Annotated in this window: 12 protein-coding genes; 3 read left to right on the top strand and 9 right to left on the bottom strand. The window is 43.6% G+C overall.

Annotated features, from left to right (window positions below; translation table 11 throughout):
- Window positions 1-109: 109 nt before the first annotated feature.
- On the top strand, window positions 110-1,258 hold the full coding sequence (locus HUS26_RS18245) for a S1C family serine protease (protein WP_173918460.1): 1,149 nt from the start codon (window positions 110-112) through the stop codon (window positions 1,256-1,258).
- A 373-nt stretch (window positions 1,259-1,631) separates the two neighbouring features.
- Here HUS26_RS18245 and cls read toward each other — a convergent pair whose 3' ends face one another.
- The 8 genes from cls to HUS26_RS18210 all read right to left on the bottom strand — a co-directional run bounded on the left by cls (window position 1,632) and on the right by HUS26_RS18210 (window position 8,971).
- Entirely contained in the window at window positions 1,632-3,074 is a 1,443-nt protein-coding gene (gene cls, locus HUS26_RS18240; protein WP_173918905.1) for a cardiolipin synthase, read from the bottom strand.
- Between the two features lie 86 nt (window positions 3,075-3,160).
- A complete protein-coding gene (locus HUS26_RS18235; protein WP_173918459.1) occupies window positions 3,161-3,697 on the bottom strand; it encodes a transcription repressor NadR in 537 nt (178 codons plus the stop codon).
- A 70-nt stretch (window positions 3,698-3,767) separates the two neighbouring features.
- Window positions 3,768-5,249, bottom strand: coding sequence for a sucrose-6-phosphate hydrolase (locus tag HUS26_RS18230; RefSeq protein ID WP_173918458.1), 1,482 nt, complete (start codon window positions 5,247-5,249; stop codon window positions 3,768-3,770).
- Window positions 5,250-5,330: 81 nt separating this feature from the next.
- Window positions 5,331-5,828 carry a PTS glucose transporter subunit IIA gene (locus HUS26_RS18225; RefSeq protein ID WP_173918457.1) on the bottom strand — a complete coding sequence of 166 codons (498 nt, stop codon included), beginning with the start codon at window positions 5,826-5,828 and terminating at the stop codon, window positions 5,331-5,333.
- A 108-nt stretch (window positions 5,829-5,936) separates the two neighbouring features.
- Window positions 5,937-7,121, bottom strand: a complete 1,185-nt coding sequence (gene megL, locus HUS26_RS18220) for a methionine gamma-lyase (protein WP_173918456.1) — start codon at window positions 7,119-7,121, stop codon at window positions 5,937-5,939.
- A 235-nt stretch (window positions 7,122-7,356) separates the two neighbouring features.
- Window positions 7,357-7,560: a hypothetical protein gene (locus tag HUS26_RS20090; protein ID WP_254434239.1), complete on the bottom strand. Its 204-nt coding sequence runs from the start codon at window positions 7,558-7,560 to the stop codon at window positions 7,357-7,359.
- Entirely contained in the window at window positions 7,557-8,549 is a 993-nt protein-coding gene (locus tag HUS26_RS18215; protein WP_254434238.1) for an MFS transporter, read from the bottom strand. The genes HUS26_RS20090 and HUS26_RS18215 overlap by 4 nt, the downstream gene beginning before the upstream one ends.
- Window positions 8,546-8,971, bottom strand: coding sequence for a MarR family winged helix-turn-helix transcriptional regulator (locus tag HUS26_RS18210; protein ID WP_173918455.1), 426 nt, complete (start codon window positions 8,969-8,971; stop codon window positions 8,546-8,548). The genes HUS26_RS18215 and HUS26_RS18210 overlap by 4 nt, the downstream gene beginning before the upstream one ends.
- A gap of 177 nt (window positions 8,972-9,148) precedes the next feature.
- Here HUS26_RS18210 and HUS26_RS18205 point away from each other — a divergent pair, with 177 nt between their 5' ends.
- Both HUS26_RS18205 and rarD read left to right on the top strand, forming a co-directional pair.
- The gene (locus HUS26_RS18205; protein ID WP_173918454.1) at window positions 9,149-10,741 is read left to right on the top strand and encodes an FAD-dependent oxidoreductase; all 1,593 of its coding nucleotides are present in this window, start codon (window positions 9,149-9,151) and stop codon (window positions 10,739-10,741) included.
- 313 nt (window positions 10,742-11,054) lie between these two features.
- Window positions 11,055-11,957 carry an EamA family transporter RarD gene (gene rarD, locus HUS26_RS18200; RefSeq protein WP_173918453.1) on the top strand — a complete coding sequence of 301 codons (903 nt, stop codon included), beginning with the start codon at window positions 11,055-11,057 and terminating at the stop codon, window positions 11,955-11,957.
- A gap of 35 nt (window positions 11,958-11,992) precedes the next feature.
- Here the strand turns inward: rarD and HUS26_RS18195 are convergent, their stop codons facing one another.
- Entirely contained in the window at window positions 11,993-12,703 is a 711-nt protein-coding gene (locus HUS26_RS18195; protein ID WP_173918452.1) for a GntR family transcriptional regulator, read from the bottom strand.
- Window positions 12,704-12,806: the final 103 nt, after the last annotated feature.

The following is a 12,806-nucleotide window of genomic DNA, read 5'->3' as shown; positions in this document are numbered from 1 at the left end:
ACATATTTGCTCCAAAGGCCTGCCATAACTGATGGTTATAGTATGAAGTGTACAGAGGGAAATCGTTGGAAAATACTTAATCAAGAAAAGGAAAGGGGTCATTGATTGTATGGATAACAAAGAGAAGCAAGTTATCAAAAAAAGTCGTAAACGGTCCGGTTTTGCTTATGCAGTATTAGGAGCTATCATTGCGGTTTTCTTGATTACAGCTGTTTTCCAATGGAGAGGAATCAATATTTCCATTAGCACAAACGAACCCTCTGCCCAGGCTGATGAGCTGAATCTTGGAAAAGACCAGGATGAAGTGACTCAGGCCATCAATGAAGCCTCTGAAGCCGTTGTTGGCATTATCAACAGCCAGCAAGGTATGCAAGGTAGCCAAAAAGCCGGTACAGGATCTGGGGTCATCTATAAGAAAGATGGCGGCAAAGCTTTTGTGGTAACAAACCATCATGTTATTGAAAATGCCTCCTCCCTTGAAGTCGTTTTACATGACGGTACGAAAGCAAAGGCCAAGCTTAAAGGAAGCGACCCCCTGACAGATCTAGCCGTTTTACAAATAGATAGCAAGCATGTCGATAAGGTTGCGAAGCTAGGATCACCTGGAGATGTCCAGGTCGGTCAAACAGCCATAGCTATCGGTAACCCGCTCGGCATGGAATTCGCTGGATCAGCCACCAAAGGTATCGTCAGCGGACTGGAGCGTAATATCCCCGTAGATATTAACGGTGACCAAAAACCCGATTGGCAGACCGAAGTGCTTCAGACTGACGCCGCGATTAACCCAGGAAACAGCGGTGGTGCGCTGGTCAACTTACAGGGCGAAGTCATAGGGATTAACTCTATGAAAATAGCCAAAGCCCAAGTGGAAGGCATCGGCTTTTCTATCCCAATGGAAACCGCAAAGCCAGTCATTGAACATTTAGAAAAAGATGGAGAAGTAACTCGCCCATATATGGGAATCCAGTTACAGGACGTCAGCCAGATTCCTAGTTCAGTTCTGGAAGGGGAATTGAACTTGCCTCAAGATGTAACCCAAGGCATCCTTGTAGGCAGTGTGGAAGAAGGCTCTCCAGCAGCTGATGCCGGATTGCAGAAATACGATGTCATTACGAAAATTGACGGTGAGAAAATTGAATCGTCCATGAGTCTCCGCCAATATCTGTATCAGGATGTTGAAGCGGGCGACACAGTAACATTAACGGTTTATCGAAATGGTGAGCCGACGGAAGCTTCGCTCAAGCTTTCCTCCCAATAATTTAACATATACCTCTCTTTCTTGAGTGCCCTAAAATGGGGCGCTCTTTTTTTGTTAGGATCAGGGCTTTTGACGTCGCGGTACTCCTTTTGTCAGTTCTCCTCTCTTTCAGCGGTCCGCCCCACTTTTTTGACGCTCACCCCGCCACTGTAAAATAAGAACAAAGGCTTAAAGCGCCCTGGTAGACACGAAACGCATAAGCAAAACGGCCGGAGGAAGGCGGCCTTCCCTTTTAGCAGGGCGGATTTCTTATGACGCGAGTGTCTGGGCGCTGGAGCTGGATGTCGCTTTTTTTAAACATATATATCCACGGTTTGGAATTTTATAATTTCCTAGACAACAAAAAAACTGGCCCGTAAAACGGGACAGTTTTTTATAGTATCGGTGAAATCAGCCGTGCAATTGCTTCTTTGAAGCGAATCCATAATGACCGTTTTTTATATAATTTGTAAGTTAACTCCGTAGAGTCTACAATGTCTTCCTGAAAACGATCCGCGAGTTCGCGGGCAATATCAGGATGGTAAAGAAAGGCGTTGACTTCAAAATTCAGCCGAAAGCTTCGCACGTCGATATTGGCTGTTCCAACGGAAGCGATATTTCCATCGACGACGATAGTTTTCGCGTGAAGGAAGCCTTTTTGATAAATATAGACGGTTGCACCTGCTTTTAAGAGTTCGCCGACGTTTGAGAAAGTTGCCCAGTAGACAAACGGGTGATCCGGCATTTTCGGAATCATAATTCGCACGTCCACACCAGAAAGAACAGCAATTCTTACCGCGTCAAGGAGGCTGTCATCCGGTATAAAATAAGGGGTCTGAATATAAACGTAATCCTTCGCAGAAAGGATCATTTTTATGTACCCATGCTTTATTTGTTCCCATTCGGAATCAGGTCCGCTTGAAACGATCTGCATGGCTACGTCGCCCTTTGCTTCAGCCTGATAGTAGCGGTCCTGGTAATGAATATCATCACGCGAAGCCTGGTTCCAGTCAAGGATGAAACGGGTCTGCATATTGTGCACGGCTCCGCCTTTTACCCGAAGGTGAGTATCCCGCCAGTAGCCGAAACGTTTGTTAAAGCCCAAATATTCATCTCCAATATTAAAGCCGCCGATGTAACCGATTTTCCCATCAATAATCGCTAATTTGCGGTGGTTCCGATAATTAATTTTCATGTTCAGCTTAGGAATCAGAGGCGGGAAAAAGGATTCTACCTGCCCGCCGGCTTTTTCAATTTCTTTCACGAACCTCCGGCTGAGTGTTCGCGAGCCCATATCATCATATAAAAGCTTGACTTCGACGTTCTGTTTAGCCTTCTTAATCAGCACATCAGCCAGCCGCTGGCCAAGCTGATCATCGCGTACAATGTAATACAGCAAATGAACGTGGTCTTCGGCCTGTTCAATATCTTCAAGCAAGGCGTGGAATTTTTTCTGGCCATCGGTGAAAACTTCTACTTCGTTATCCTGGGTTAGAAGTGCATCGTTGTTTTTCAAATGCATGAAAATCAAGTCTTCATAAGGCACGATTGCTTCGTTTTCAACTTTTAACGTATGCTCTTTAATTCCCCGCAGCTGATCCTGGACAGCTGTCAGCAGTCCGAGGCGGCTTTTTTTATCCCATGTAAAAATTTCTTTATGGCTTAGACGTCGTCCAAAGATTAAATATAAGATAAATCCGGCGACCGGAAGAAACAGAAGAACCATCAGCCAAGCCCATGTAGAACTGGCATCTCTTCGCTCAAGGAATATGACGGCAAGTGCGAGAAGAACGTTTAATACGATAATGGTACTAAAAATGTAGGGGATAAAGTTAATATATGGAATAATGTCCAACCCGGTCACATCCTTTTCTGACAACTGGTTTTCTTTAATAGCGGATTTCTTAAAGGCTTCCCTTTAAATTATGATTCAAACAAAATGCCTTTTTCCTTAAGATCTTTCACAGCTTCATTTAAATGTTCTTCCTTCGCTGCTGCTATTGTATGCGAATGAATCCCTTCGGTTAATTCTAATAGATAAGCTGCATTGGCAGAAGCAATTCGTTCGAGAAACTTCCTGACATCTCTGCGGCTGGCGATCTCAAGTCTCGCCTTTAAATCCCCGTATACGGGATGTTCAATTAGAACGTCCAGTACATGAACTCCGTGGTCTACAAGAATATTAAGCTCCTCCTCTGTCTGTTCAGGTGTATGCTGAACCACAATGGTTCTTTTAAAAGGGAGCTGTTCTCTTGATTCTGTCATATATACGTAACCCTGGCTGGTTGCTATAATGGGTTCCCCGCTTGCTTTCAGAAGAGAAACATCTCCTACGATCACTTGTCTCGTGACGTCCATCCGTTCGGCAAGCGAACTGCCTGTAATAGGTTCTGTTCTTTCTTTTAAAATATTTAAAATCTCTTCTCTTCTTTGACTGGCTTTCATCTTAAAATCCCGCATAAAACGACTCCTTCTTGCAAATATCAGATTCCATTATTTTAACATAAGTAGTTAAAATAAGACGCCTAATTTAGGCGTCCCCTATTGACTCAATTTGATACCCTTTTAACCTCCATTGTTCAATGGAGAACACCGTTTGGCCAAGTGATGTAAACAGAATGTCAGGATCATTCAAATCAGGATATATTCTTGATGTAAATACCTCTTCTCCGTCATTTACGAAGATTTCAAGAGATGAGGTGTCGATAAAAATCCTTAAACTCCACAGTCCATTTTTTAATCGAACACGGCGAAACTCAGTTTTAGATTTATCCTCTAAATGAGGACGGGATAAGGTGAGAATGGAGTCTTTTTTGGTAAAACTTAACGAAGCGTAATGGAAAAATTCAATCGCAAATTGGTCGTTCAGCTCCTCGAGTTCAAGGTGGAGTTCCACCGGGCGGCCGCTGATACCGCGAACGGCTTTTTGATCATTTTCTATCGATATTTCCGAGTGCAGGAGCACAGCTTCCCTCATCAACGCCAGTTCTTGCACAGGCTCCTGAATCAGCTGGCTGCCGTTCCACTTTAATTCTCTCGGAATCGTCAGGCCGTGAATCCAGCGGTTTTCTATTGTAGGGTGAGACTGCTCAAACTGCTCGGGTACTCCCATCCAGCCAAATAAAATCCTGCGGCCGTTTTCATCTTTAAATGTTTGGGGAGCGTAGAATTCGAACCCTCGATCAAGTTCTTTAAAGGAACCGTGATCAAAGCGGCCCTCCTGTTCCTTCAGCTTTCCAGTGAAGTAACCGCTCTGATAAGTGTTCGCATAGTTCATGCCTTCTGCTTTTAATCCTTGAGGAGAAACGATTAGAATATCCTCCCCTTCTAAATGAAACAGATCCGGACACTCCCACATATAGCCGAATTCTTTCAGACCATTTTCTTTTGAGCCGGCGACAGGGCCGAGATACTCCCATTCTGTTAAGCTGCCTGATTTAAATAAGAGAACTTTCCCTTCATCCTTATCTGTTTTTGCGCCGACGACCATATACCAGGCATCATCTTTTTTCCATACTTTAGGGTCACGAAAATCAGCGATTTGATAGCCTTCGGGAATGGAGAGAATAGGCCCTTCTTTTTTAAAATGAAGACCATCTGTGGAAGTGGCCATGCACTGGTATTCTTCCTGCTGTCCATTTTCAAGAATGACGTTTCCTGTATAGAACAAACACAAGGTATCCTCATGGACGATTGCACTGCCTGAATAACAGCCGTCCTTATCAAACCATTCAGAAGGCGTCAGCGCGATCCGCTCGTGACGATAATTCACAAAGTCATCCGTTATGTAATGCCCCCAGAATTTTGTTCCATGGTCTGTTTTAAAAGGCATCCATTGATAAAAGATATGATATTCACCCTTCCAGTGAATAAGCCCGTTTGGATCATTTAACAAACCAATAGGCGGCATAAGGTGAAAGGCTAATCGATATGAATCGCTGTTTACTTTTTCCCCATGTTTTAGAATTTCTTCTTTAACCTGCTGCCGTAACTGCGCATCTTTACTCGTCATAAAAAACCTCCCCGCTCATATGCTAAAAGAACCTAACGTATCAAGTGACGTCAGGTTCTTAAAGTCTTTTCGAGCTAAAAATTATTTAGTTTGAAGTTTAATGATGCTTGTCTCTCCTGCCTGTACTGAATCGTTGTAAGCAGGCTCGAAGTTCTCTACGATATCGTCATAGTTTGTGATGACGATTGGAGTGATCGTGCTCTTCGCTTTTTGCTCAACCAGCGCCGTGTCAAAAGTAATAAGCGCGTCTCCGGCTTTTACTTTATCACCAGTTGTGACGTGGCCTTCAAAGCCTTCGCCTTCCATTGATACTGTTTCTAAGCCGATGTGTACGAGTACTTCAACACCGGATTTTGTCTTAATTCCAATCGCGTGATTCGTCGGGAACAGCTGAACGATTTCACCGTCAACCGGGCTGACTACTTTTCCGTTGTTTGGTTCGATAGCCACTCCGTCTCCCATCATACGCTGGCTGAATACTGGATCCGGAACCTCATCTAAAGCTACGACTTTACCGCTTAACGGAGCTACCAGGTTTTCTTCTACGCTTTTATTACCGCCAAATAGTTTCTTAAACATATAGGAATCTTCCTTTCTATCAAGCTGTTGGTATTTTTCACTTTCCCTTAAATAATTCCTGTAAACCTCATTATATGTAAGGCCGGACGTTACATCCAGCCAAATGGTTTATGACTTAGAATCCAAAATTTGGAGAGCCTGCTGCAAGTCTTGCCAAATATCTTCCCAGTCTTCTAAACCTACAGAAAGCCTTAGCAGTGAATCATCAATTCCCATTTTCTCACGTTCTTCCTTCGGGATAAGAGAATGAGTCATTGTGGCCGGATGCTGAATTAATGATTCGGCGTCTCCCAGACTAACAGCAATCTGAATCAATTTCAACTGATTCATAACGCGCATCACAGCAGTTTTTTCGCCTTCTATCTTAAAGGAAATGATTCCGCCTCCCTGACTCATTTGCTTCTCTACAATTGCCCGCTCTGGATGGTCTTTATCAGCCGGATAATAAACTTCTTTTACGGCCGGATGAACCTTTAGTTTCTCCACAATCTTATGTGCATTCTTGCTGTGTCTGTCCATTCGAACAGGCAGTGTTTTCATGCCCCGCAGCAATAGCCAGGCATCAAATGGAGCCATGATCCCGCCGACATCCTTCTGCACGGTAAGAGCCAGGTTAATCATGAAATCTTCTTTTCCAGCCACAAGTCCGCCGACTACATCTCCATGTCCGCATAAATATTTGGTAGCACTGTGAACGACAATATCACAACCAATCGCCAGCGGCTGCTGTAAGTACGGAGACGAGAACGTATTATCCACAACGACAGGAATATTCTGCTCATGAGCCACTTTTGCAGCCATTCTTAAGTCAATAACTGTCATCGTCGGGTTTATAGGCGTTTCTATAAATAGACATGAAGTATTCGGCTGTATCATCTGCCGCAGCTGATCTTCTGTTTTCATTTCGCAGAAGGAAGATGTGATTTGATACTTTTCTTCTAACAGCTGTAATAAGCCATACGTACATCCGTAAACCCCATTCGTGCAGAGGATATGGTCGCCTGCTTTCGTTAAACGCATTAAGACAGCCGAAATGGCTGCCATTCCTGATGCAAAAGCCAGGCCTCTTTCCCCCGCTTCTGCTGCGGCAATTCTTTCTTCTAATACGCGGACAGTAGGATTGCTTAAGCGTGAATAAATGTATCCTTCCTTTTCGCCGGCAAATCTTTTTTCTCCTTCTTCACCAGAAGGGAAAGAAAAAGTCGATGTTTGAAAAATAGGCACAGACAGGCTTCCGTGATAGCTGTCCTGCTGGCCGCCGTGAATATATTTCGTGTCAGATCGATAGTTCATTAGGATACCTCCTTCCCTATCATCGTATGCGGCCAAGCCCTATAACTTGTAAAAGAGCTATACATTCTTCTTTTTTAAAAGAAGTCAGCTTTTAGAGCCGTGCCAGCAATATCAGGAGCCCGGCTTCAAAGATAAACCTAACTTCCTCTTTTTCTAAATGATAAATTTCCATTTATTCAAAAGAGATAAATAATAAGACCTAATTTAGCCTATTTCTAAAGCCGGCATTCCTTTTTTAAGAAGAATATTTAAGTTTCTCCTGCTGCTGTTTGTGAGCTCTCCGCCCATGAAGAAGTACATACAGAATGACTACACTAAAAACAATAAATGAACTGTAAAAGTACAGGGATGAGAACCCTAAACCGGCAGCTGCTATTCCTACGACATAAGAACCGATCCCAATCCCGGTGTCAAAAATCGTGAAAAAGGTGGCGGTCACAGATCCGGCCCTCTCCGGAACTTTTTTAAAGCGATCGTCTGCATGCTCGGCAGCATCGTACCCCAGCCGAGGCCGATCAACCCACCGGCAGCCAGCAGCGTAAACGCAGAGTCAGCCATACTTAATACGATTAATCCGATTCCAAAAACAATAATGGAAGGAATGACAATAACATTCTCGCCATATCGGTCGAACCAGCGGCCGGTAAAAGGACGGGAGAGTAATAAAACAATGGCATAGACCATAAAAAAGTAGCTCGCTGCCTGGCCAAGCCCAAGCTCAACCGCATAAACCGAGACAAAAGAAAGAACAGCGGCATAAGCAAGAGAAGCAATAGCTCCTGTTATGGCTAGTGGCACAACTTCCTTTTCAAATAGACCATTTAGTTTAGGCACAAAGCTTGCACGTACTAAACGTATTTTTGTTTTCGGGACACGTATGAGCCCTCCGGTAAGAAGCGCAATAGCTGAAGCGGCAAGACAGCTCACAAACATGACAGGATAACTGAAGGACTGAATGAGTGTCAGCCCAAAAAATGGACCAGCCACCATTGCAACGTTCATCGACATCGCAAAATATCCTACCCCTTCTCCTTTCCTTCGATCAGGAACAACGTCAGCAGCAAGAGCTCCCAGCACTGTTGATGCCATTCCGAAGCCGATCCCGTGCAAAAAACGAATACAAAGCAGTACAGCCAGTGATTCAGTCACCAAATACAAGCATGTGCTTAAAAAGAAGATGATTAAAGCTGTGTACAAAACCGGCAGCCGGCCAAGAGTTTCCACCCAGTGCCCGGTAAGAGGCCGAATTAATACCGCAGCAATTAAAAAGATGGTGATCATCAAGCCTGCTGTCCCTTCCCCTGCTTCCAGCTCATTCAATACATAAATAGGAAGTGTGACAAACAGAAGGTAAAATACGAGAAAAATAAAAAAGTTGCTTATCCAGACGTTGATAAAACTCCACGTCCACAATTTTTGCTCTGTCATAATTCCGTCTTCCTCCCTGATACGACGGAAGAAAACTTTCTTATATAGCAGTCGAGCTCCTGCTTATTCTCTTCTCCAAATTTTTGGATAAGCTCGTTTTCCGCAGTTTGTATAGCCGCTTCCCATCTCGAATAGCTGGATTTCCCTTTCTCTGTGAGCATAAGTGCATGTGTCCGCTTGTCCTCATGACTCTTTTTACTCACATATCCTAACTCCTCCAGCCTCTTAATCGTTCTTGATAGCGGAGGTCCTTCAATATTCAGCTTTTCCTTCAGCTCTTTCTGTGTAAGCTGATCATATTGATGAAGCTGAAAAATTACTGCCCAGTGTGACATATAAATATCTTCATCTTTTAAAGCTTGATTTAAGTATTGATTGACGGACCTTGCAAGTTGTTGAAGATGGTGAAAAACAAGTGACATTCGAATACCTCCCATTTCGTTACCTAGGTAACGAATATAGCAAAAAAACAAGCCGTTTTTATTCGGCTAATTCTTTAATTATACCAATAAATCGACAAATGGTCTATCTTCATTCCTTTACATGTTTTCCTTCAATTAGGACAAACTGAAAAAAAGTGGCAATAGGAGGATTTTTAAATGGATGAAAAATTAGACTGGACCCACCCTGAACCGTTATGGAGGAAGAATGCCAATATCCCTTCCTTTGAACCTTTACAAGAGGCTGAAGATACAGAGGTTGTGGTTGTCGGCGGCGGGATTACCGGAATTTCAACAGCATACTTACTTGCTAAAGAAGGGAAAAAAGTAATTTTAATCGAGGCTGATCATGTAATAAATGGAACGAGCGGCCATACAACAGCAAAAGTAACAGCTCAGCACGATATGATCTACAACGAACTGATTCAGCATTTCGGCGAAGAACAGGCCGCTCTTTATTATAAAGCGCAGGATGATGCCTTATCGTCCATTGAAAAGACGATTCAGGAGCTTGATATTTCATGCCAGTGGAAACGTGAAGATGCTTATCTGTACGCAGTCACAGCAGAAGGTGCGAGAAAGCTTGAAAAAGAAAGAAAAGCCTATGAGCGCTTAGGCATTAAAGGCGGCATGGTGGAAAAACTGCCTTTTCCAGAAAAAGCAACCGCAGTGCTGGCGATGAAACATCAGGCACAGTTCCATCCAGTGCAATACTTAATGGCACTTCTAGAGGAATTCCAGAACCTTGGCGGCACAGTGTACGAAAAGACGAAAGCTGTAAAAGTCCATGATAGAGACCGTGTTGAAATTGAAACCGGGCAAAATGCGACGCTCACCTGTGATTCACTAGTGATCTGCTCTCATTTCCCATTCCATGACGGAAGAGGTTTTTATTTCAGCCGTATGTATGCCGACCGTTCCTACGCAATTGCGGTTGAGCCTGAGACGGAATGGAAAGGCGGCATGTATTTAGCGGTCGACGGCCCATCTCGATCTGTCCGTTCTACGGAATACAATGGAAAGCAGATGCTGATTATTGGCGGAGAAAAGCACCGCACCGGTGAAGGCGGGGAACACTTATCACACTTTGAAGCACTTGAAGATTTCGCTTCAAGGATGTTCGGCATTAAGAGCCAACCCTTTAAATGGTCGGCTCAGGACCTGACAACTCTTGATAAGGTTCCTTATATCGGCCCTATTCAAAAAGGCAATAAGCGTATTTATGTAGCTACCGGATATAGAAAATGGGGAATGACCAACAGCCGGGTTGCCAGTGAATTAATCACTGATTACATTATGGGCCGAGAATCGCTTTACCATTCACTCTTTACCCCGTCGCGGTTTAATGCCGATCCGAGCATGAAAGAATTTATGAAAAACAATTTCACTGTGGCCTCCCACCTCGTTGAAGGAAAACTGGAGCTTGTGGGAACTCGTCCTGAAGCACTTCTTAAAGGAGAAGGAGCCATTGTCCAGTGGAAAGGTGAACGTGCCGGTGCCTACAAAGACCAAAACGGAGAACTTCATGTGTTAGATACCACTTGCACGCACATGGGTTGTGAAGTGGAATGGAACAGTGCAGAACACAGCTGGGACTGCCCATGTCACGGCTCGCGCTTCTCTTATGATGGTCATGTAATGGAAGGTCCGGCTAAGCAGCCTTTGAAAAAGATTGCCTACAGTGATACAGATGAACTGCGGCACCTTCCACCTGAAGATTACAACGAGCAGGAATCCACCGACCAGCCATAAAATATTATAGGTTTAACTTCCCGGGGAGAAAATACCACTCCCTTTGCAGCGGACGAACGCCCGATCTTCCTCGAAAACCGCACTGCAGAGTCTTGGGTCGCTTTGTCTCTCAGTATTCTTTCCCGGGAACAAAAAGATGGACTTCCCTTTGCCCCCGTGGCTAATTTGAGGTCCATCTTTTTCATGTTTTGACAGAAATGTATCACGTTCTCCATCTACTAAAAACGATAACCTTTTGTAAGCAATTTCCTTTCTTTATATTCTTTAGTTGGCTAAAATAGCCTTATTGATATTTGGAAAGGATTTATGGCTTATGATTGAAGACAACAAACTAGGCATCCTCTATACAACAGGAGCCTATATTCTATGGGGATTCCTGCCGATCTACTGGAAGATCATTCAGCATATACCTCCATTTGAAATCCTGGCTCATCGGATTGTCTGGTCGGCCGTATTTATGGCTGCCGTGATTCTGCTTGTCAGAAAGCAAAAACAGCTGTGTGCAGAAATGAAGCTGCTGTTTAAAAACAAACGCAGCCTGATCGGCATTACCCTTGCTTCAATCATGATCAGCACGAACTGGCTCACCTATATTTGGGGTGTAAATAATAACCATGTGATCGAAGCGAGCTTAGGGTACTATATTAATCCACTCATTAGTATACTTTTAGGAATGATTGTGTTAAAAGAAACTTTTTCTAGAGTCCAGTGGATTGCCTTCTTCCTAGCCGGCACCGGCGTATTGTATATGACTATCCACTTCGGCTCTGTGCCGTGGATTGCTTTAATGCTCGCTTTCAGCTTCGGCCTGTACGGGCTTTTGAAAAAACTCGTGCCCCTTAATGCGATGTTCGGCCTGATGATTGAAACACTGATCGTCTCACCTATTGCCTTCCTCTATTTATTTAATGTGGAAGGGACATGGCAGAACATGGAGTGGTACTCGTGGACGACGGTTTTTGTCATCGGCTCAGGCGCAGCCACAGCAATTCCTCTGCTTTTGTTCGCCGCAGGAGCGAAACGGATTCCCTTATCAATGGTGGGCTTTCTTCAGTATTTCGCGCCAACGATAATGCTGATGCTCGGCGTGTTTTTATACAACGAACCTTTTACAAAGGTTCACGCTGTTTCGTTTACATTGATTTGGTCAGGGCTTGCCGTTTATACGTATTCCAGGATGAAACGGCTGCGTAAATATGAAAAAAAAGCCAGCTGAAAATGTCCCACAACACAGAAGTTGTGGGACATTTTTTAAGGACGTGCAGCTCGAAGTGTGAATTTGTATTCATCACTCTTAAAATGGTTTTCACTATATTCAAATACGGTTCCGTCTACAAAGATGCTGTAAGACTGCATTTTTAAAATAGGAGTCGATTCATCTACAGTTAAAGCTGCTGCAATCTCTGCACTTGGCAGAACAGGAATAACTTCTTGGAAGCTTTCCTTTATTTTTTTACCGACTTCTTTCTCAATATAGTCGTATTTAGAACCTGTCATAATCCCATAGGACAAGTTCGGAAACATATCGACAGGAAGATAAGTATCCTCCACGACGTAAGGAATATCGTCTACAAGCCGCTGCCTGCGAACATAGAAAACTTTCTTCCCTTCTGACAGCTGCAGCATTCTTCTTATATGATCGTCAGGATCGATCAGTTGAAAATCCAGCACACGATTGACGGGTTCTTTATTTAGCTTTCTCATTTCCTCTGTGAAGCTGATTAATTCAAATATATTATGTTCAATCTTCTGTTCTTTTACATATGTTCCGCTTCCTTGAACCTTTTCCAGCAAACCTTCTTCTACAAGCAATTTAATAGCTTGTCTCACGGTAACTCGTGAAGCCTCATATTGTTCAGCAAGGTGGAGTTCAGTCGGGATTGCCTCCCCTTCCTTCCAAATACCATTTGTAATATCCTCTTTTATCTTTTGCGCAATTCTGCGGTATAAAGGCGCTGCCATCCCTATTCCTCCTGTTCTTCAATACTTCCATTATAGCGAATAATTAGAAAAAATTCGATACAAATGTTGACGCTTTCAGTAATATGTATTATATTCATATTAA

It is taken from the genome of Halobacillus sp. Marseille-Q1614 (assembly GCF_902809865.1).
In the GTDB taxonomy this organism is placed as follows: domain Bacteria; phylum Bacillota; class Bacilli; order Bacillales; family Halobacillaceae; genus Halobacillus_A.
The sequence above is the reverse complement of the archived record's forward strand: the minus strand, read 5'-3'. Positions and strand labels throughout refer to the sequence as shown.

Coding starts and splice junctions, on each gene's coding strand:
- HUS26_RS18235 (WP_173918459.1), bottom strand. CDS start 3,697: ATGCGGGATTTTAAGATGAAAGCCAGTCAAAGAAGAGAAGAGATTTTA.
- HUS26_RS18205 (WP_173918454.1), top strand. CDS start 9,149: ATGGATGAAAAATTAGACTGGACCCACCCTGAACCGTTATGGAGGAAG.
- HUS26_RS18195 (WP_173918452.1), bottom strand. CDS start 12,703: ATGGCAGCGCCTTTATACCGCAGAATTGCGCAAAAGATAAAAGAGGAT.
- HUS26_RS18245 (WP_173918460.1), top strand. CDS start 110: ATGGATAACAAAGAGAAGCAAGTTATCAAAAAAAGTCGTAAACGGTCC.
- HUS26_RS18225 (WP_173918457.1), bottom strand. CDS start 5,828: ATGTTTAAGAAACTATTTGGCGGTAATAAAAGCGTAGAAGAAAACCTG.
- rarD (WP_173918453.1), top strand. CDS start 11,055: ATGATTGAAGACAACAAACTAGGCATCCTCTATACAACAGGAGCCTAT.
- megL (WP_173918456.1), bottom strand. CDS start 7,121: ATGAACTATCGATCTGACACGAAATATATTCACGGCGGCCAGCAGGAC.
- HUS26_RS18210 (WP_173918455.1), bottom strand. CDS start 8,971: ATGTCACTTGTTTTTCACCATCTTCAACAACTTGCAAGGTCCGTCAAT.
- HUS26_RS18215 (WP_254434238.1), bottom strand. CDS start 8,549: ATGACAGAGCAAAAATTGTGGACGTGGAGTTTTATCAACGTCTGGATA.
- HUS26_RS18230 (WP_173918458.1), bottom strand. CDS start 5,249: ATGACGAGTAAAGATGCGCAGTTACGGCAGCAGGTTAAAGAAGAAATT.